Source organism: Streptomyces sp. NRRL S-37, assembly GCF_000721605.1.
GTDB lineage: Bacteria > Actinomycetota > Actinomycetes > Streptomycetales > Streptomycetaceae > Streptomyces.
In genome coordinates, this window is the sequence record NZ_JOIZ01000005.1 from 230,788 (window position 1) to 248,867 (window position 18,080).

The following is an 18,080-nucleotide window of genomic DNA, read 5'->3' on the forward strand; positions in this document are numbered from 1 at the left end:
CGATGAGGGAGGGGAAGGCCTGTGCCATTCCTGCCGAGGAGAGCCGATGGCTGAACGCATCAAGGCGGAGAGCAGCCCACGTCGTCGTGGTTACCGAGAAGATCTCGGCGGCGAGATGATCGCCGAATTCCTGGGGACGTTCGTCCTGCTCCTGCTGGGCGCCGGGTCGGTGGCCGTCGCCGTCGTCGGTCTTCCCGGCTCGGGACGGCAGATCGTGGAATTCGGGCCGGCCAACTGGCTCATCATCTCGTGGGGCTGGGGCCTCGCCGTGGTGTTCGGTGTCTACGTGGCCGGCGGTGTCAGCGGCGCCCACATCAACCCCGCGGTGACGCTGGCCTTCGCCGTGCGCGGGGACTTCCCCTGGCGGAAGGTCCTGCCGTACTGGCTGGCGCAGGTGGTGGGCGCCTTCGCCGCCGCCGCGCTCGTCTACGCGTGCTACCGGTGGGCCATCGACGCGGCCGACGCCAAGGCCGGAATCCCGCGGGACGAGTCGCTGGCGACCTACTCCATCTTCGCGACGTTCCCCGCCGAATACTTCGGGAATTCCTGGTGGGGCCCGCTGCTCGACCAGATCGTGGGAACGGCGGTCCTGCTGCTGCTCATCTGCGCCGTCATCGACACCCGCAATACGGCTCCGACGGCGAATCTCCACCCGTTCATCATCGGTCTGGTGGTCGTCGTGATCGGCCTGACCTTCGGCACCAACGCCGGGTACGCGATCAATCCCGCGCGTGATTTCGGACCCCGGCTGTTCACCTTCTTCGCAGGCTGGGGCGACATCGCCCTGCCCGGCACCTTCGGTTGGTTCAGCGGCTACTGGTGGATCCCCATCGTCGGCCCGCTGATCGGCGGGATCGTCGGTGTCGGCGTGTACGACCTGCTCATCAAACCGGTGATCACCGCCAGGGCGAGGGCGCTGGAGGAGCAGGAGAAAGGCCCGGCCACCGAGGAACCGTAGGTCCCCGGACCCTGCCGTCAGGACCCTGCCGTCAGGCCCCTGTCGTCAACCAGGAGGTGTCAGCGATGCCCGAATTCGTCGGCGCGGTGGACCAGGGGACCACCAGCACCCGCTTCATGATCTTCGACCACGCGGGGAACGAGGTGGCCAGGCACCAGCTCGAACACCAGCAGATCCTGCCCCGGTCCGGCTGGGTCGAGCACGACCCGGTGGAGATCTGGGAACGCACCAACACGGTGATCCAGAACGGCCTGCGCGACGGCGGCCTGACCGCCGCCGACCTGCGGGCCATCGGCATCACCAACCAGCGCGAGACGACGGTGGTCTGGGACCCGCGCACCGGCCGCCCGTACTACAACGCCATCGTCTGGCAGGACACCCGCACCGACCGCATCGCCGCCGCTCTCGAGCGGGACGGTCACGGCGACACCATCCGCCACAAGGCCGGTCTGCCGCCGGCCACCTACTTCTCCGGCGGCAAGATCAAGTGGCTGCTGGAGAACGTGGACGGCCTGCGCGAGGCCGCCGAGGCGGGCCACGCCCTGTTCGGCAACACCGACGCCTGGGTGCTGTGGAACCTCACCGGCGGGCCCAGCGGCGGTGTGCACGCCACGGACGTGACCAACGCCAGCCGCACCATGCTGATGAACCTCGAGACCCTGGACTGGGACGACGAGCTGCTGGACCTCTTCGGCGTCCCGCGCACGATGCTGCCGGACATCCACGCCTCGTCCGACCCCGAGGCGTTCGGCCAGGCCCGCACCTCCCGGCCGCTGGGTGCCGCCGTCCCGATCACCGGTGTGCTCGGCGACCAGCACGCGGCGACCGTGGGCCAGGTCTGCTTCTCCCCCGGCGAGGCCAAGAACACCTACGGCACCGGCAACTTCCTCGTGCTCAACACGGGTACGGAGCTGGTGCGTTCACGCAGCGGGCTGCTGACGACGGTGGCGTACCGGTTCGCGGGAAGCCCCGCGGTCTACGCCCTGGAGGGCTCCATCGCCGTCACCGGCGCGGCCGTGCAGTGGCTGCGCGACCAGTTGAAGATCATCGGGAGCGCCTCGGACAGCGAGCAGCTGGCGCGTTCGGTGGAGGACAACGGCGGGATGTACTTCGTCCCGGCGTTCTCCGGTCTCTTCGCCCCCTACTGGCGCTCCGACGCACGCGGCGCCATGGTGGGGCTGGCCCGGTACAACACCGGCGGCCACATCGCGCGGGCCACACTGGAGGCCATCTGCTACCAGAGCCGCGACGTGGTCGAGGCCATGGAGCAGGACTCCGGTGTGCGCATGGACGTGCTCAAGGTCGACGGCGGCGTCACCGCGAACGATCTGTGCATGCAGATCCAGGCCGATGTGCTGGGCGTGCCGGTCAGCCGTCCCGTGGTGGCCGAGACCACCGCGCTGGGCGCCGCCTACGCCGCCGGGCTCGCCGTGGGCTTCTGGCGCGACACCGACGAGCTGCGCACCCACTGGCAGGAGTCGAAGCGCTGGACCCCGCAGTGGAGCGAGGAGCGGCGCCAGGAAGGCTACCAGGACTGGAAGCGGGCGGTGGAGCGGACCCTGGACTGGGTCAAGGTCAGTGACGACTGACACCGGCCGGTGGGTTCCGTGCCGGCCGACGGGTGACGGGCGCCTCGGTCAGCGGTCGGCGATGTCCTCGCGGAGGCCGTCGGAGAACTCCCACCACGACAGCGGAAGCCAGTCGCCGTTCACGAACCCGTCGACAGTGGCCCCACGGCCACGGACCGTCACCGTCGTGCCCGGGGGGTAGGTGGTGCCGGACAGTCCGGGCACCGCGACCAGCAGGGTCCCCAGCCGCTGCGCTGCCATGGCGGCCTCTTTCCGTTCTCGGTTACGGCATGCGTCGTCCGCGGAACGCCGGACGATATGCGTCCGGATATTACCGGCTTGCCCTGTCGGCCAGACCGGAGAACCATGAGAAATCGGTCACGCGGAACCATCGGGAGAGGCGCGCCACCGGACCCGTACGTCACCGAGTGGAGGTCGTAACCATGAAGGCCGTCGTGTACAAGGGACCGTTCGAGGTCGCCGTCGAAGAGGTCGACAACCCCGCCGTCCAGCATCCGAACGACGTGATCGTCAAGGTCACCTCGACCGCGATCTGCGGTTCCGACCTGCACATGTACGAGGGTCGTACCGCCGCCGAGCCCGGTATCACCTTCGGTCACGAGAACATGGGCGTCATCACGGAGGCCGGCCCGGGGGTCACCTCGCTCAAGGAGGGCGACCGTGTGGTCATGCCCTTCAACGTCGCCTGCGGATTCTGCCGGAACTGCGCCGAGGGATTCACCGGGTACTGCCTGACCGTCAATCCCGGTTTTCCCGGCGGCGCCTACGGCTATGTCGCGATGGGACCGTGGAAGGGCGGCCAGGCGGAATACCTGCGCGTCCCCTACGCCGACTTCAACTGCCTGAAACTGCCGCCGGGAAAGGAGCACGAGAACGACTTCGTGCTGCTCGCCGACATCTTCCCCACCGGCTACCACGGCTGTGAACTCGCCCAGGTCCGCCCCGGCGAGAGCGTCACCGTGTACGGCGCCGGACCGGTCGGTCTCATGGCCGCCTACTCGGCACTGCTGCGCGGCGCGAAGAAGGTCTTCGTCGTGGACCGGGTCCCCGAGCGGCTGCGGAAGGCCGAGGAGATCGGCGCGGTCCCGGTCAACTTCGCCGAGGGCGACCCGGTGGAGCAGATCCACGAGCAGACCGAGGGCATGGGCACCGACAAGGGCATCGACGCGGTCGGCTACCAGGCCACGGCGGGCGGCACGGACCGCGAGGAACCGGCGACCGTCCTGAACTCGCTCATCCGCACGGTGCGCGCCACCGGAATGCTCGGTGTTCCCGGGCTCTACGTGCCGTCCGACCCCGGAGCCCCGGACGAGCAGTCCAAGCAGGGCATGCTCCTCGTCGCGGTCGGCAAGCTCTTCGAGAAGGGCCTGCGGCTGGGCACGGGGCAGTGCAACGTGAAGCGCTACAACCGGCAACTGCGCGACATGATCATCCAGGGCAGGGCGAAGCCCAGCTTCGTCGTCTCCCACGAACTGCCCCTGGACCAGGCGCCGTCGGCCTACGACAAGTTCGACAAGCGCATCGAGGGCTACACGAAGGTGGTGCTGCGCCCGTAGAGCCCCGGCGCCGCGGGAGCAACGCGGATGCGGGGGCGGGGCTCTACGGGCGGCGGGCCGGAATGCGGCCGGCGTGCCGGTGCCGGAGGGCGAGGAGGCGGACCGGCTCCGCCTCCTCGCTCCGAGTGGCGCGGGCACGGAACCGGTGACCGGCCCGTCCCCCTGGCCAGGGAACGTGGCCCCGAAGGACTCGCGCTGTGGACCTTCCGGTCAGCACACCCGCGCACCGCTTCTCCGAGCGCACGGTTTCACAGCCGTGGAGTGGACGGACGGGTCCGGGGACGAAGAGCGGAAGCCGGACGTGCGGTACGTGTGACGGCCGTGAGGTGTCAGGCGCGGGACCGGGCGTCCCGGTCCGCCGCCGGCGCGTCGTCGTACGGGTTCGCTCCATGGATGCCGGCTCGCCGGAGCACCGTACCGGCGTCGTCCTGGACCGCTCATCCCCTTCCCTGTGTACTCAGTCCCGCTGCCCCGGCCGCCGTGCGCAGCGCCTCCCGGAGCATCTCGGGGGTGAGGCGGCCGGTGAAGGTGTTGCGCTGGCTGACGTGGAAACAGCCGAAGAGGTCGAGGCCGGGGCCGTCGGGGGCGTCCAGGGTGACGCGGGCGCCGTGCGCGAAGGCGGGCCGGGGCCGGGGCACGGTCCAGCCGGCCTCGGCGAACGCGGGCAGCGCGGCCTGCCAGCCGAAGGCCCCCAGCACGAGCGCGGCCCGTACCGTCGGCCGCAGCAGGCGCAGCTCCCGTACCAGCCAGGGCCGGCAGGTGTCCCGCTCCTCGGGGGTGGGCTTGTTGGCCGGCGGGGCGCAGTGCACGGGCGAGGTGACGCGCACGCCGTACAGCTCCAGACCGTCCCCGGCATGGGTGGAACCCGGCTGTGAGGCGAGCCCCACGTCGTACAGCGCCTGGTACAGCACGTCCCCGGAGCGGTCCCCGGTGAACATCCGCCCGGTGCGGTTGCCGCCGTGCGCGGCGGGTGCCAGGCCGACGATCAGCAGCCGGGCGTCCGCCGGCCCGAATCCGGGCACCGGCTTCCCCCAGTACGTCCAGTCCGCGAACGCGGCCCGCTTGGTCCGGGCGACCTCCTCCCGCCAGTCGACCAGCCGGGGGCAGGCACGGCAGCCGGCGATGCGCTGGTCGAGCCGGTCGAGGCCATGGGGGTCCATGGTTCCACCGTAGGTGTTCGGGGCGGGCGAAAACCCCGCACCACCGGCCGGGGTCAGGAGTTAGGGTCGGGACCATGGCTTCTGAGAGTGCCGAGGACCCCAAGGTCGCCGCCGCCGTGGCCGCCGCCGAGGCGGCCGGCCCGCCGAGTGGTGAGTCCGTACGGATCGACAGCTGGATCTGGTCGGTGCGGCTGGTCAAGACGCGCTCCCTCGGAGCCGCCGCCTGCAAGGGCGGACACGTCCGGGTGAACGGCGAGCGTGTGAAGCCCTCCCACTCCCTCCGGGTCGGTGACGAGGTGCGGCTGCGGGCCGAGACCCGGGAGCGGATCGTCGTCGTCAAGCGGCTGATCCGCAAGCGGGTCGGCGCCCCGGTGGCCGTCCAGTGCTACATCGACAACTCCCCGCCGCCCCCGCCCCGCGAGGCCGTCGCCCCCGCCGGCATCCGCGACCGCGGCACCGGCCGCCCCACCAAACGCGACCGCCGGGAGATGGAACGGCTGCGCGGCCTGGGCGGCCCCGCCCTGTTCGGCGGACACGCGGGACCGGGCGGGCCGGGCGGCAGCGGTGCCCCGGGCGCCGCGTCCGGTGGAACCGGCAGGGGGCGCGGTGGATCCGCCGGACGTGAGACGGCCGGTGGACGCAAGGACCGCGGCAGGGGGACCGGGGGCGCGGCACGGCCGTGAGCGCGGGGCGCGTGATCAGGTGTCGGACATCGGCACCGCCCTCACCCACATCCTGTCCTCCGTCAGGTACCGGTCCACCGTCAGGCCCGTCTCCGCCAGCGCCTCCTCGAACTGCTCCCTCGTCAGGGGGCGGGCGCGGAACGTCTGGGTCCAGGTCGCGTCCGGGAACACGTACTCCGCGTGGACCGAGTCGACGCCGTCGCCCACCGGCTCCGCCGACACGATCCGCACGGTGAAGCCGGCCGGGTCGACCCGCTCGCGCGGCACATCGGTGTGGTAGTCCTCGCCCTCCCGCTGGATCAGCACGCACCCGCCCTTCGCCAGATGCCGCGCGCAGGTGCGCAGCAGGCCCCGCCGCACCTCCACGTCCCCCGCGTGCACCAGGAACGACGCGAGCAGCACCACGTCGAACGTCTCACCGAGGTCGAGCTTCTCTATGGGGCCGCATATCGTCCGTGCCCCGCGCACCCGCTCCAGCATCCGAGCGGACTCGTCCACCGCCGTGACCTCGAAGCCGCGTTCCAGCAGCGCGTGGGTCATCCGCCCGACGCCGCTGCCCAGCTCCAGGATCCGCGCCCCCGCCGGCACCGCGGCGGCGATGATGTCCGGCTCGTCCCCGACGGGCAGTCGCGCGTACAGCTCCACCGCGCAGCCGTCCGGGGTGATCGCCCCGGGACCCGTCCCCTCATGGCCCTCGCGCATTCTCAGTTCCATGCCCGTGAAACGGCCGGCGGCCGCACGCCCGTTCCCCTCCCTCGTCGGTTCACCCGACCGAGTGACACGCGGTCCTGGAGGCGGTTCGGGGAACCCGGAGCACGTGGGAGCGGCGTGGACGAGGTGGTGACCGGGATGCGTACGGGCAGTGAGCCGACGACCGCCCGCAGTGCTCTGCGGATGCGGTTCTGGCTGAGCGTGTGGGGCGTGGTCTGGACGGTGTCCGGGACCGTGGCGTTCGCGCTCGCGGGGCATCCGGGCTGGGCACTCGCCTGCGGGCTGCTGTGGCTGGTCGTCACGGTCGACCTGGCCGTCGTCCTGCGGCACATCCGCCAGGGCCCGCACTACCAGCCGGGGCGCGATGTGCCCCCGTACCAGCCGCCGGGGGGCCGCCCGTAGCGCCGGCCGCCGCTCACTCGTCGAAGCGGGCCGCCTTCAGGTACTCCGGGTTCGGGTCCAGCGCGGCCGCCAGCCGGAAGTGGCGCTTGGCCGGGTGCGGGCGGCCCTGCCGCTGGTAGGTGCGGGCGAGCGCGAAGTGGGCGAAGGCGTTGTCCGGCTCGCGCTCCAGCACCAGGGAGAACTCCAGCTCGGCGGGGCGCAGCTGGGCCGCCGCGAAGAAGGCACGGGCGCGCAGCAGCCGCGCGGCGGTGTTCTCCGGGTGGACGTCTATGACGCCGTCGAGCAGCTTCACCGCGCCCCTGGGGTCCCGGGAGGCGAGCAGGTGCTCGGCGGCACGGAAGTCGATGACATGCGTTTCCGGCGTACGTCCGGTCGAACCGCTGGTCTCGGGCACGGCGGAATCCTTCCCTTGCTGAACGGGTTCAACGCCCCGCCCGGCACCCGCTATTCCGGGTGGGAGGCCCGCTCCCGGTGGACGAGGTCGGCCCACACCTCCTTGACGCGCCGGTGCAGTTCGTCGAGGGGGACGTCGTTGTCGATGACGATGTCGGCGATCTCCCGGCGCTGCTCGCGGGTCGCCTGGGCGGCCATCCGCGCGCGTGCGTCCTCCACCGTCATGCCGCGCCGGCCGACGAGCCGGTCGAGCTGGGTCTCCGGGCTCGCGTCGACGACGATCACGAGGTCGTAGAGGGAGGCCAGGCCGTTCTCCGTGAGGAGCGGGACGTCGTGGACCACGACGGCGTCCTCGGCGGCGGCCTCCTCCAGCTCACGGGAGCGGGCACCCACCAAGGGATGGACGATCGAGTTGAGGACGGCCAGCCTCTCGGGGTCGGCGAAGACGACGGAGCCCAGCTTGGGCCGGTCGAGCCTGCCGTCCTCGGTGAGGATCTCCGCGCCGAAGGCGTCCACGACCGCCGCGAGACCGGGCGTGCCCGGTTCGACGACCTCGCGCGCGATCCGGTCCGCGTCGATCAGCACGGCCCCGCACTCGACGAGCAGCCGCGACACCTCACTCTTGCCGGCACCGATCCCGCCGGTCAGCCCCACTGTCAGCATGGGGACAGCCTAGGGCGTCAGCCGTCGCCCTCGCGCTCCGCCAGGAAGCGCTCGAACTCGCGGCCGATCTCGTCCGCCGACGGGATGTCCACCGGCTCGGCGAGCATGTTGCCCCGGCTCTCCGCGCCCGCCGCCGCGTCGTACTGGTGCTCCAGGCCCTGGACGAGGGCGGTGAGTTCGTCGTCGCCCTCCCGGATCTGGCGGTCGATCTCCGTCTGGGTGCGGTGGGCGTCGGTGCGCAGCGCGTGCGCGACGCCGGGCAGGACCAGTCCCGTCGCGGCGGTGATCGCCTCAAGGGCGGTCAGTGCCGCGTCCGGGTACGGGGAACGGGCGATGTAGTGCGGCACGTGCGCGGCGACGCCCAGGACGTCGTGCCCGGCCTGCATGAGCCGGTACTCGACGAGCGCCTCGGCGCTGCCCGGCACCTGTGCCTCGTCGAAGACGCTGCCGGCCACCGGGACGAGGTCGGCGCGGTTGCCGTGCGGGGTGAGGCCGACGGGCCGGGTGTGCGGGACGCCCATGGGGATGCCGTGGAAGTTCACCGACAGACGCACGCCGAGCCGCTCCACGATCTGCTGGACGGCGGCGGCGAAGCGCTCCCACTCCACGTCCGGTTCGGGCCCGGAGAGCAGCAGGAAGGGCGCTCCCGTGGCGTCCTGGACGAGGCGCACCTCGATGGCGGGCACCTCGTAGTCGCTCCACCGGTCGCGGGTGAAGGTCAGCAGCGGGCGGCGGGCGCGGTAGTCGACGAGCCGGTCGTGGTCGAACCGGGCGACGACCTGGTGGGGCAGCGAGTCGAGCAGCCGGCTGACGATCTGGTCCCCGGTCTCCCCCGCGTCGATGTATCCGTCGAAGTGGTAGAGCATGACAAGTCCGGCCGACTCCTGGGCCAGTGCCACGTCGACGACACCGAGCCCCTTCGGCTCCCACGCGTACAAACCCTGCGGATCAAGCACAGTGACCGCTCCTCCTCATGTCCGTACACCACAACATGGCACGCACCACTGACATTCCCCGGCGAGGGCAACTCCCCGGGGATCGTGTGGATCTTCTCATCGGAGCCGCCGACAGCTCCCCGGAGGGCACGGGGGTCTCCCTCGGGGGCACGCGGGCGCGGCGGACTCCTCATCGGGGCCGCGGGCGACTCCCCAGAGGCGCGGGACCGTATCGGTATGCGGCTCCGCCGCCCGGGCGCGAGAACCCCCACCGGGCACGGCCCGGAACACAGCACTGAGGGGCCGCACCCCGGAAAGGTGCGGCCCCTCAGTCAACGGCTAGGCGTCAGTGGAGAGCGTCAGCTCTGCCCACCCGCCAGCTTCTCGCGCAGCGCGGCGAGCGCCTCGTCCGAAGCCAGCGCACCGGACTGGTCGCCACCCTCGGAGGAGTACGAACCGCCACCGGACGCGGCCGGAGCGGCGGCCTCGCCACCCTCGGCAGCGGCCTTCTCGTCCGCCTCGCGGGACTTGATGACCTGCGCCTGGTGCTGCTCGAAGCGCTGCTGCGCCTCGGCGTACTGGGTCTCCCACGCCTCGCGCTGGGTCTCGTAGCCCTCGAGCCAGTCGTTGGTCTCGGGGTCGAAGCCCTCGGGGTAGATGTAGTTGCCCTGGTCGTCGTAGGACGCGGCCATGCCGTACAGGGTCGGGTCGAACTCGACCGCCGACGGGTCGGCACCGAAGGCCTCGTTGGCCTGCTTCAGCGAGAGGCTGATGCGACGGCGCTCGAGGTCGATGTCGATGACCTTGACGAAGATCTCGTCGTTGACCTGGACGACCTGCTCCGGGATCTCCACGTGGCGCTCGGCCAGCTCGGAGATGTGGACCAGACCCTCGATGCCCTCGTCCACGCGGACGAACGCACCGAACGGAACCAGCTTCGTGACCTTGCCGGGCACGACCTGGCCGATCTGGTGGGTGCGGGCGAACTGCTGCCACGGGTCTTCCTGGGTCGCCTTCAGCGACAGGGAGACGCGCTCGCGGTCCATGTCGACGTCGAGGACCTCGACCGTGACCTCCTGGCCGACCTCGACGACCTCGGAGGGGTGGTCGATGTGCTTCCAGGACAGCTCGGAGACGTGGACCAGACCGTCGACGCCACCCAGGTCCACGAAGGCACCGAAGTTGACGATCGAGGAGACGACGCCGGAACGGACCTGACCCTTCTGGAGGGTGGTGAGGAACGTCTGGCGGACCTCGGACTGGGTCTGCTCCAGCCAGGCACGGCGGGACAGGACCACGTTGTTGCGGTTCTTGTCCAGCTCGATGATCTTCGCCTCGAGCTCCTTGCCCACGTAGGGCTGGAGGTCGCGGACGCGGCGCATCTCGACCAGGGAGGCCGGGAGGAAGCCGCGGAGGCCGATGTCGAGGATGAGACCACCCTTGACGACCTCGATGACGGTACCGGTGACGATGCCGTCCTCTTCCTTGATCTTCTCGATGGTGCCCCAGGCACGCTCGTACTGGGCGCGCTTCTTCGAGAGGATCAGGCGGCCTTCCTTGTCCTCCTTCTGGAGGACGAGGGCCTCGATCTCGTCACCGACGGCGACGACCTCGTTGGGGTCGACGTCGTGCTTGATCGAGAGCTCGCGGCTCGGGATGACACCTTCGGTCTTGTAACCGATGTCGAGCAGGACCTCGTCCCGGTCGACCTTCACGATGACGCCGTCGACGATGTCGCCGTCGTTGAAGTACTTGATCGTCTCGTCGATCGCGGCGAGGAATGCTTCCTCGTTACCGATGTCGTTGACCGCAACCTGCGGGGTGGTGGCGGTGGTCTCGGTGCTGCTCGTCATGTGGGAAAGGGCTCCGGTACGGACATTGAAGTCGTAGGTACTGCTACGCCGGAGCCCGTTTCGCTCTGCAGAAGCCGGACAGCCAAGGAAGCGCCTCACCGTATGACCAGTGATGACACCTCGAGAACCGAGGGGACATACAACAGATGCGAGCGCAGCCTGCTACGTCTGAGGTGCGCAGGCTCGCAGCGCAACTTGTAGCATACGGGGACTGCCGGGCATGGTCAATGCGCGAAGCCGCCCACCCGGGGCGGATCGCCGCATAACCGGCACAATCACGGTCTCTCGAGGCCACGCAGGGGTGATGAGACCCCTTCTGCGACACGCCGGGGACCGGCTGGTTGGACGGAAGAGTACGACGAGGGAGCCGATCATCCAAGAGCCCGAAGCGCCCGAACCGGAGGCGACCCGGCGGCAGGCCGGTGTCACGGAGAGCTCCCGAGCCAACCGGGGATGGTGGGACCGCAACGCGGACGAGTACCAGATCGAGCACGGCACGTTCCTCGGCGACGACCGCTTCGTGTGGGGGCCCGAAGGTCTGGACGAGGTGGAGGCGGAGCTGCTCGGCCCGCCGGAGGAACTGAAGGGGCGGGACGTCCTGGAGCTGGGCGCCGGCGCGGCGCAGTGCTCGCGCTGGCTGGCCGCGCAGGGGGCGCGGCCGGTGGCGCTGGACATCTCGCACCGGCAGTTGCAGCACGCGCTGCGGATCGGCGGACCGGTCCCGCTGGTGTGCGCCGACGCGGGGGCGCTGCCGTTCGCGGACGGCTCCTTCGACCTGGCCTGCTCGGCGTACGGGGCGCTGCCCTTCGTCGCCGATCCGCGGCTGGTGCTGCGCGAGGTGCGGCGGGTGCTGCGGCCCGGCGGCCGGCTGGTCTTCTCGGTCACGCACCCGATCCGCTGGGCGTTCCCCGACGAGCCCGGCCCGGAGGGGCTGAGCGTGTCCGCGTCGTACTTCGACCGCACGCCCTACGTCGAGCAGGACGGGAAGGGCCGCGCGGTGTACGTGGAGCACCACAGGACGCTCGGGGACCGCGTCCGTGACGTCGTCGCCTCGGGGTTCCGGCTGGTGGACCTGGTGGAGCCGGAGTGGCCGGCCTGGAACACCGCCGAGTGGGGCGGCTGGTCGCCGCTGCGCGGGAACCTGATCCCGGGGACGGCGATCTTCGTGTGCGTACGGGACTGAGTGCGTGATCCGTCACGACGCCCTGGACGCCCTTCCCGTACGCGAGGCCCTGCCGGGGCTGACCGGCGCGCTCGACGCGCACGGCACCGCCGTCCTGGTGGCGCCGCCGGGCACGGGCAAGACGACGCTGGTGCCGTTGGCGCTGGCGGGGCTGCTCGGGGACGGGCCCGCGCGGCGGGTGGTGGTCGCCGAGCCGCGGCGGATCGCGGCCCGCGCGGCGGCCCGGCGGATGGCGTGGCTGCTGGGCGAGCGGGTCGGCGGGTCGGTCGGTTTCACCGTGCGCGGGGAGCGGGCGGTGGGGCGACACACGCGCGTGGAGGTCGTCACGACCGGTGTGCTCCTCCAGCGCCTCCAGCGCGACCAGGAGCTGTCCGGGGTGGACGTGGTGGTGCTCGACGAGTGCCACGAGCGGCACCTGGACGCGGACACGGCGGCGGCGTTCCTGTGGGACGTGCGCGAGGCGCTGCGCCCGGAGCTGCGGCTGGTGGCCGCGTCGGCGACGACGGACGCGGAGGGCTGGGCCCGGCTGCTGGGGGACGCGCCGGTGGTCGAGGCGCGTGGTGCCGCGTTCCCGGTGGACATGGTGTGGGCGCCTCCCGCGCGTGCGGTACGGCCGCCGCACGGGACGCGGGTCGATCCGGCGCTGCTGACGCATGTGGCGTCGGTGGTGCGGCGGGCGCTGGCGGAGCGGGACGGGGACGCGCTGGTGTTCCTGCCGGGGGTCGGCGAGATCGCCCGGGTGGCCGGGCAGCTCGGAGGCCTCGGGGACGTCGACGTGCTCCAGGTGCACGGGCGGGCGCCGGCCGCCGTGCAGGACGCGGTGCTGGCGGCCGGGGAGCGGCGCCGGGTGGTGCTGGCGACCTCGGTCGCGGAGTCGTCGCTGACGGTTCCCGGGGTGCGGGTGGTCGTGGACTCCGGGCTGGCGCGCGAGCCGCGCGTGGACCACGCGCGGGGGCTGAGCGCGCTGACGACGGTACGGGCCTCCCGCGCGGCGGGGCTCCAGCGGGCGGGCCGGGCCGGGCGTGAGGCGCCGGGGACGGTGTACCGGTGCTGGGCGGAGGCGGAGGACGCCCGTCTGCCGCGGTTCCCCTCCCCCGAGATCAAGGTGGCCGACCTGACCGCGTTCGCGCTCCAGGCGGCCTGCTGGGGCGATCCGGACGCCTCGGGGCTGGCGCTGCTCGATCCCCCGCCGGCCGGGGCGATGGCGGCGGCCCGCTCCGTCCTGACGGCGATCGGGGCGGTGGGCCCCGACGGACGGGCCGGCGAGCGCGGGGCGCGGCTGGCCCGCCTGGGCCTGCACCCGCGTCTGGGCCGCGCCCTGCTGGACGCGGCACCGGTGGTGGGCCCGGACCTCGCGGCCGAGGTGGTCGCCCTGATCGGCGAGGAACCACCGCGCGAGTACGGCGACGACCTCACCGCCGCGCTGCACGCCGCCCGGCGCGGCGGCGACGCGTACACCGCGCGGTGGCGCAAGGAGGCCGCCCGCCTCCGTGCTCTCCTCTCGGAGCCCGCACGGACCTCCCCACCGGCACCGGCGGACCGGGGCGGCACCCGGGCCGTCGGCGGCGCGGACACGTCCGCCCCGGGCACCCCGCGAGGGCCTGGGGACGGGAGCGCCGGGCCGGGGGCGTCGCGGGCGGCCGAGGGCTCCCGGCCCCGGTGGACGGACGGAGCCGGCTTCCCGCCCGTGGCCGGGGACGGTGAGGACGGGCGGGTCGGGTTCGTCGTCGCGCTGGCTTTTCCCGAGCGGGTCGCCCGGGTGGAGGGCGGGTCGTATCTGATGGTCGGCGGGACGCGGGCCGAGACGGGGGCCGGGTCGCGGCTGCGGGGGGCCGAGTGGATCGCCGTCGCCGTGGCCGACCGGCCTGTGGGGCGGGGGCACGCGCGCGTGCGGCTCGGGGGCGTCGTCGACGAGGGGGTCGCGCGGGCCGCGGCGGGGGCGTTGCTGGAACACCGGGAGGAAGTGGGCTGGGCCGACGGGGACGTCGTCGCGCGGCGGGTCGAGCGGCTCGGGGCGGTGGAGGTGGCCGTGCGGGCGTATGCCGACGCCGGCCCCTCGCTCGTCCGGGACGCGCTGCTGGACGGGCTGCGGCAGGAGGGGTTCGGGCTGCTGCGGTGGCCGGCCGGGGCCGTCGTACTGCGGCAGCGGCTGGCGTTCCTGCACAGCCGGCTCGGTGCGCCGTGGCCCGATGTCTCCGACGAGGCGCTGCACGCGCGCGTGGCGGAGTGGCTGGAGCCGGAACTGAGCCGGGCGCGGCGACGGGCCGACCTCGGACGGATCGACGCCGGGCAGGCGCTCGCGCGGCTGCTGCCCTGGGCCTCCGGCGAGGCCGTACGGCTCGACGAGCTCGCCCCCGAGCGGATCACCGTACCCAGTGGGTCCGGAATCCGGATCGACTACTCCGACCCGGAGCGGCCGGTGCTCGCCGTGAAGCTGCAGGAGATGTTCGGGCTCCAGGAGTCACCGCGGGTGGCCGGGGTGCCGCTGCTGGTGCACCTGCTGTCCCCGGCCGGGCGGCCCGCCGCCGTGACCGCCGACCTCGCCTCGTTCTGGCGGGACGGCTACCACGGCGTACGGGCCGAACTGCGCGGACGCTACCCCAAGCACCCCTGGCCGGAGGATCCGGCCACCGCCGAGCCGACCCGGCACACCAACGCGCGGCTCCGGCGGTGATCCATCCGTCTCGTTCCGGTTCCGTCAGACGGCAGGGCTCGCCGACGGGCTGGTGGACGGGGTCTCCGACGGAGCCGGCGTCTCCGTCTCGGCCGGGGGTTCCGTCTCGGCCGGGGGTTCCGTCTCGGCCGGCGCCGCCACGGTCAGCTCGACCGTGATGGTCGCCCCGCCCGCGGTGGTGACGCGGAGCTGGAACGTGCCCGGGGTGTTGTCCGCGTAGAGCTGAGGCAGCTTCAGCAGGCCGTCCGCGTCCGTCGTCAGGCCGCTCAGGGTGCGTACGGCCTTGCCGTCGGCGTCCTTGAAGTAAGGGCCCTTGTCGTTCTCGGTGCCGTCCTCGGCCGACGTGACGAGCGTCGCGGTGGCGGCGACCTTGTCGGCGACCGCGCCCTTGTAGGTGGCCTTCAGCTCGACCGCGTCCGCGAACGCGCCGCCCGGCGTGCAGGTCAGCTCCTTCACACTGGTGCGGACGAGGGTGTCGGCGGCGCGCTCGGTGACGGTCGCCCGGTAGGTGACGCCCTTGACCGTACGGCCGACCACGGCGGCCCGGACGGTGACGGAGCCGGTCTTCTCGCCCGCCTGGAGCGCGGGCGCCACGGCGACGCCCGAGCCGTCGGTGACGACGGTGGCCACGCTCTCGCCGCCGGCGAAGGTGGTGTCGGTGTCACCGGCGATGGTGAACCGGATCCGCACCTTGGCCACGGCCTTGCCGGCGTCCGTCTCCGCGCGGGCGCTCATCCGCTCGGTGAACGCGTCGCCCGCCATCGCGGTGAACTGCGCGGTACCGGCGTTCTCCAGGTGGTCCACCGTGTCGGTGGGGGTGGACGGGGTGGTGGGCGGAGTGGTGGGCGGCGGCGTGCTCGGGCTGCCGGAGCCGGCGGGCTTGTCCGGCTTCGGGCTGGGCTTCGGCGACGGCGACGTGCTCGGCGGCGCGCTCGGCACCCTCGGGGAGGGAGGCACCGTGACGGTGCTGTCGCTGCGGTCCCTGGGCAGCGTGCCGGTGCCGTCGGGGATCTCGTGGGTGCCCCTGCGGTAGTACTCCAGCCACGACATGACGGTGTTCAGGTACTCCGTCGACTGGTTGTAGCTGAGGATCGCCCTGTCGAGGTCCCGCTGGTCGGACAGGTCCCAGTCGTTGCGGCACAGGTAGTGGCCGGCGGCGAGGGCGGCGTCGTAGATGTTGTTGGGGTCCTCACGGCCGTCGCCGTTGCCGTCGCGGCCCGCCCACTCCCAGGTGGAGGGGATGAACTGCAGGGGGCCGACGGCCTGGTCGTAGGAGCTGTTGCCGTCGTAGGCACCGTTGTCGGTGTCCTTGATGAGGGCGAAGCCGTTGCCGTCGAGCTGGGGGCCGAGGATGGGTGAGAGGGTGGTGCCGTCGGCGTCGACGCGTCCGCCGCGGGCCTGACCGGACTCCACCTTGCCGATGGCGGCGAGGAGTTGCCAGGGCAGGTTGCAGCCGGGCTTCTTCTCGCGCAGCGTCGCCTCGGCCCGCTTGTAGGCGTCGAGGACCGTCGCGGGTATGCCGGCCTCGGTCACGCCCGACGTGTCCGTCCCGGTGCTCGCGGACGGGGCGGGGTTGGGGCTGTTGAGCGGCGGCAGGTCCGTGTAGTACGGCGAGTTGCCGGTCGCGCCGGCGGCCTCCTCGGGCGAGGGCGTGGCGTCCGAGGTGGTCTGCCCTCCCCCTTGACCGTCGGTGGTCGCGCCGGGGGCCTGGGACGCGGCCAGGGCCGCCACCGCCGCCGCGGCGACGGCGGTGGTCGTCACTCCCTTGCGCAGCCTCCTGCCGAATTGCGCCGCCATAGAGTGAGCCCCTCCCCTGAACGCCGTGACGTCCGTCAGCCTGTGTTGTGTTCGCCCTGTTGTGACGATCTACCCGCCCCACTGGTTGCCCTCCTGAGGGCATCCGGCACGACGGCCCTCGCGACCCTACGGCAACTTCCTTTGCGCGGACACCTGTTCATGCCCGATATTCACCGGTTCACCACGTTCCCGTGGGGCGGGAGTCGCCGCGGGGTTTCCCGCATACTGGGGCCTGCCGATCAGGTGGGCCCGCGGGCCCGGTCAGCCACTGCCACGAGGAGCCGCGTTGCCGTTCACGCTGAGCCATGCGGCGGCGGTGCTGCCCGCCGTGCGCGCCGACGGAAGCGGGCGGGGCCCCCTGGTCCCCGCCGTACTGGTCGCGGGCAGTTTCGCTCCCGACATGACCTATTACGCGGCGAGTGTCCTGTCCGGGGCGATGGAGTTCGGTGACGTCACCCACGCGTTCGGGGGTGTGTTCACGGTCGACGTGCTCATCGCCTGGGCGCTGGTGGGGCTGTGGCTGCTGGTGCGCGAACCGCTGGTGGCGCTGGTGCCGCGGGCCCGTCAGGGGCGGGCGGCGGCGCTGCTGCGCTGCGGGGCGCCGCGTGCGCGGATACGGCCGTCGCTGGTGGCGCGCTGGTATCTCTCGGCCGTGGTGGGGGCGTTGACGCATGTGGTCTGGGACGCGTTCACGCATCTCGACCGGTGGGGGACGCGGGTGTTTCCCGTGCTGGGCGAGAAGGTGGCGGGGTCGCCGCTGTACTGGTATCTGCAGTACGGCGGTTCGGCGGTGGCCGCGGTCGTCATCGCGCTGTTCGTGGCGCGGGCACTGCGGCGGGCGGCCCCCGGGGGCGAGCCGGCGGGGGTGCCCGTGCTGTCCGCCGGGGACCGGTGGTGGGCCGTCGCGCTGCTCGGCGGGTGCGCGGTGGTGGGGGCGGTGCAGCGGGCCTCGCGGTGGTGGGCCCACTGGGGCTCGTCCGCGAAGCCCTGGGAACTGATTCCGACGGTGTGCTTCGGGGCGGGCGCTGGACTGGTCCTGGCGCTGCCGCTGTACGCGGTGGCTGTCAGGGTGTGGCGTCCGGCCACGGGGGTCCCTGCGCGCGCCGGTACGCGGCGGCCGGACCGTACGGGCGCACGCTGAGGGTGTCGCTCGCCGCGACGAACACGGTGACGGTGCGGACCGGGCGGGGGCGGGGCAGCAGGGTGAGCACGAGGGTGAGGTGGGCGCGGGCCAGCTCGGCCCACAGCCGCCACGGCGGCTGCTCGGCCGTGAGGATCCCGGCGGCGGGGGTGCGGGCGGTTCGCCGGCGGCCGCCGGCGATACGGCGGCCGAGGCCCGCCGTGACGCTGCGCAGCGCGGTCACGAGGGTGGCGGGGATGCGGACGGTACTTGCGGAGGCCGCGAAGACCGGGACCGGCGGATACGGTGCGCGTCCGCCGGGGCGCGGGGGTGCGTTGCCTGCCGCTGCGCGGTGAAGCATGCGTATACCCATGCATGGCATGGTGTCCGGCCCTGCGGGCGG

The 18,080-nt window shown here is 72.6% G+C and carries 17 protein-coding genes and 1 pseudogene; 9 read left to right on the forward strand and 9 right to left on the reverse strand.

Features of this window, described 5'->3' with window-relative positions; translation table 11 throughout:
* The first annotated feature begins 115 nt into the window (after positions 1–115).
* Both IH50_RS0107935 and glpK read left to right on the forward strand, forming a co-directional pair.
* Positions 116–958 (forward strand): MIP/aquaporin family protein, encoded by an 843-nt coding sequence (locus tag IH50_RS0107935; RefSeq protein ID WP_420709044.1) that lies wholly within the window; start codon positions 116–118, stop codon positions 956–958.
* A 65-nt stretch (positions 959–1,023) separates the two neighbouring features.
* Positions 1,024–2,547 carry a glycerol kinase GlpK gene (glpK, locus tag IH50_RS0107940; protein ID WP_030858775.1) on the forward strand — a complete coding sequence of 508 codons (1,524 nt, stop codon included), beginning with the start codon at positions 1,024–1,026 and terminating at the stop codon, positions 2,545–2,547.
* A gap of 48 nt (positions 2,548–2,595) precedes the next feature.
* On the opposite strand, the gene IH50_RS0107945 is transcribed toward glpK, so the two are convergent.
* A complete protein-coding gene (locus IH50_RS0107945) occupies positions 2,596–2,787 on the reverse strand; it encodes a hypothetical protein (protein ID WP_030858776.1) in 192 nt (63 codons plus the stop codon).
* 182 nt (positions 2,788–2,969) lie between these two features.
* On the opposite strand from IH50_RS0107945, the gene IH50_RS0107950 reads away from it, so the two are divergent.
* The gene (locus IH50_RS0107950; protein ID WP_030858777.1) at positions 2,970–4,103 is read left to right on the forward strand and encodes a glutathione-independent formaldehyde dehydrogenase; all 1,134 of its coding nucleotides are present in this window, start codon (positions 2,970–2,972) and stop codon (positions 4,101–4,103) included.
* Between the two features lie 70 nt (positions 4,104–4,173).
* Positions 4,174–4,419: pseudogene (locus IH50_RS42455) on the forward strand (histone acetyltransferase); the annotation flags it as partial.
* A 121-nt stretch (positions 4,420–4,540) separates the two neighbouring features.
* On the opposite strand, the gene IH50_RS0107955 reads toward IH50_RS42455, so the two are convergent.
* The gene (locus tag IH50_RS0107955; protein WP_030858779.1) at positions 4,541–5,263 is read right to left on the reverse strand and encodes a uracil-DNA glycosylase; all 723 of its coding nucleotides are present in this window, start codon (positions 5,261–5,263) and stop codon (positions 4,541–4,543) included.
* Between the two features lie 74 nt (positions 5,264–5,337).
* Here IH50_RS0107955 and IH50_RS37500 point away from each other — a divergent pair, with 74 nt between their 5' ends.
* Positions 5,338–5,946 (forward strand): RNA-binding S4 domain-containing protein, encoded by a 609-nt coding sequence (locus IH50_RS37500; RefSeq protein ID WP_037872178.1) that lies wholly within the window; start codon positions 5,338–5,340, stop codon positions 5,944–5,946.
* Positions 5,947–5,961: 15 nt separating this feature from the next.
* Here the strand turns inward: IH50_RS37500 and IH50_RS0107965 are convergent, their stop codons facing one another.
* The gene (locus tag IH50_RS0107965; RefSeq protein WP_030858781.1) at positions 5,962–6,660 is read right to left on the reverse strand and encodes a class I SAM-dependent methyltransferase; all 699 of its coding nucleotides are present in this window, start codon (positions 6,658–6,660) and stop codon (positions 5,962–5,964) included.
* A 135-nt stretch (positions 6,661–6,795) separates the two neighbouring features.
* Between IH50_RS0107965 and IH50_RS0107970 the strand changes: the two genes are divergently transcribed.
* Entirely contained in the window at positions 6,796–7,059 is a 264-nt protein-coding gene (locus tag IH50_RS0107970; RefSeq protein ID WP_030858784.1) for a DUF6343 family protein, read from the forward strand.
* Positions 7,060–7,072: 13 nt separating this feature from the next.
* On the opposite strand, the gene IH50_RS0107975 is transcribed toward IH50_RS0107970, so the two are convergent.
* The 4 genes from IH50_RS0107975 to rpsA all read right to left on the reverse strand — a co-directional run bounded on the left by IH50_RS0107975 (position 7,073) and on the right by rpsA (position 10,903).
* Complete coding sequence (locus IH50_RS0107975) at positions 7,073–7,453, reverse strand: tetratricopeptide repeat protein (RefSeq protein WP_030858785.1); 381 nt, start codon at positions 7,451–7,453, stop codon at positions 7,073–7,075.
* A 50-nt stretch (positions 7,454–7,503) separates the two neighbouring features.
* Complete coding sequence (coaE, locus tag IH50_RS0107980; RefSeq protein WP_030858787.1) at positions 7,504–8,115, reverse strand: dephospho-CoA kinase; 612 nt, start codon at positions 8,113–8,115, stop codon at positions 7,504–7,506.
* Positions 8,116–8,132: 17 nt separating this feature from the next.
* A complete protein-coding gene (locus IH50_RS0107985; protein WP_030858789.1) occupies positions 8,133–9,071 on the reverse strand; it encodes a PAC2 family protein in 939 nt (312 codons plus the stop codon).
* Positions 9,072–9,409: 338 nt separating this feature from the next.
* Positions 9,410–10,903, reverse strand: a complete 1,494-nt coding sequence (rpsA, locus tag IH50_RS0107990; protein WP_030228486.1) for a 30S ribosomal protein S1 — start codon at positions 10,901–10,903, stop codon at positions 9,410–9,412.
* Positions 10,904–11,207: 304 nt separating this feature from the next.
* Between rpsA and IH50_RS0107995 the strand changes: the two genes are divergently transcribed.
* Together IH50_RS0107995 and IH50_RS0108000 are read left to right on the forward strand one after the other, a co-directional pair.
* Positions 11,208–12,086, forward strand: coding sequence for a class I SAM-dependent methyltransferase (locus tag IH50_RS0107995; RefSeq protein ID WP_078913894.1), 879 nt, complete (start codon positions 11,208–11,210; stop codon positions 12,084–12,086).
* A gap of 4 nt (positions 12,087–12,090) precedes the next feature.
* Positions 12,091–14,760, forward strand: coding sequence for an ATP-dependent RNA helicase (locus IH50_RS0108000; RefSeq protein ID WP_030858793.1), 2,670 nt, complete (start codon positions 12,091–12,093; stop codon positions 14,758–14,760).
* A 24-nt stretch (positions 14,761–14,784) separates the two neighbouring features.
* Here IH50_RS0108000 and IH50_RS0108005 read toward each other — a convergent pair whose 3' ends face one another.
* Positions 14,785–16,557, reverse strand: a complete 1,773-nt coding sequence (locus IH50_RS0108005) for a lytic transglycosylase domain-containing protein (protein ID WP_030858795.1) — start codon at positions 16,555–16,557, stop codon at positions 14,785–14,787.
* Positions 16,558–16,843: 286 nt separating this feature from the next.
* Between IH50_RS0108005 and IH50_RS0108010 the strand changes: the two genes are divergently transcribed.
* Positions 16,844–17,698 carry a DUF4184 family protein gene (locus IH50_RS0108010; protein ID WP_030858797.1) on the forward strand — a complete coding sequence of 285 codons (855 nt, stop codon included), beginning with the start codon at positions 16,844–16,846 and terminating at the stop codon, positions 17,696–17,698.
* Here IH50_RS0108010 and IH50_RS0108015 read toward each other — a convergent pair.
* On the reverse strand, positions 17,622–18,050 hold the full coding sequence (locus IH50_RS0108015) for a hypothetical protein (protein ID WP_037872179.1): 429 nt from the start codon (positions 18,048–18,050) through the stop codon (positions 17,622–17,624). The genes IH50_RS0108010 and IH50_RS0108015 overlap by 77 nt on opposite strands.
* Between the last annotated feature and the right edge of the window lie 30 nt (positions 18,051–18,080).

Bases quoted from the DNA above. Each gene is read 5' to 3' on its own strand.
- IH50_RS0107995 (WP_078913894.1), top strand. From the start codon at position 11,208: ATGAGACCCCTTCTGCGACACGCCGGGGACCGGCTGGTTGGACGGAAG.
- glpK (WP_030858775.1), top strand. From the start codon at position 1,024: ATGCCCGAATTCGTCGGCGCGGTGGACCAGGGGACCACCAGCACCCGC.
- IH50_RS0107935 (WP_420709044.1), top strand. From the start codon at position 116: ATGATCGCCGAATTCCTGGGGACGTTCGTCCTGCTCCTGCTGGGCGCC.
- IH50_RS0108015 (WP_037872179.1), bottom strand. From the start codon at position 18,050: ATGGGTATACGCATGCTTCACCGCGCAGCGGCAGGCAACGCACCCCCG.
- IH50_RS0108005 (WP_030858795.1), bottom strand. From the start codon at position 16,557: ATGGCGGCGCAATTCGGCAGGAGGCTGCGCAAGGGAGTGACGACCACC.
- IH50_RS0107965 (WP_030858781.1), bottom strand. From the start codon at position 6,660: ATGGAACTGAGAATGCGCGAGGGCCATGAGGGGACGGGTCCCGGGGCG.
- IH50_RS0107970 (WP_030858784.1), top strand. From the start codon at position 6,796: ATGCGTACGGGCAGTGAGCCGACGACCGCCCGCAGTGCTCTGCGGATG.
- IH50_RS37500 (WP_037872178.1), top strand. From the start codon at position 5,338: ATGGCTTCTGAGAGTGCCGAGGACCCCAAGGTCGCCGCCGCCGTGGCC.
- coaE (WP_030858787.1), bottom strand. From the start codon at position 8,115: ATGCTGACAGTGGGGCTGACCGGCGGGATCGGTGCCGGCAAGAGTGAG.
- IH50_RS0107950 (WP_030858777.1), top strand. From the start codon at position 2,970: ATGAAGGCCGTCGTGTACAAGGGACCGTTCGAGGTCGCCGTCGAAGAG.
- IH50_RS0107955 (WP_030858779.1), bottom strand. From the start codon at position 5,263: ATGGACCCCCATGGCCTCGACCGGCTCGACCAGCGCATCGCCGGCTGC.
- IH50_RS0107945 (WP_030858776.1), bottom strand. From the start codon at position 2,787: ATGGCAGCGCAGCGGCTGGGGACCCTGCTGGTCGCGGTGCCCGGACTG.
- rpsA (WP_030228486.1), bottom strand. From the start codon at position 10,903: ATGACGAGCAGCACCGAGACCACCGCCACCACCCCGCAGGTTGCGGTC.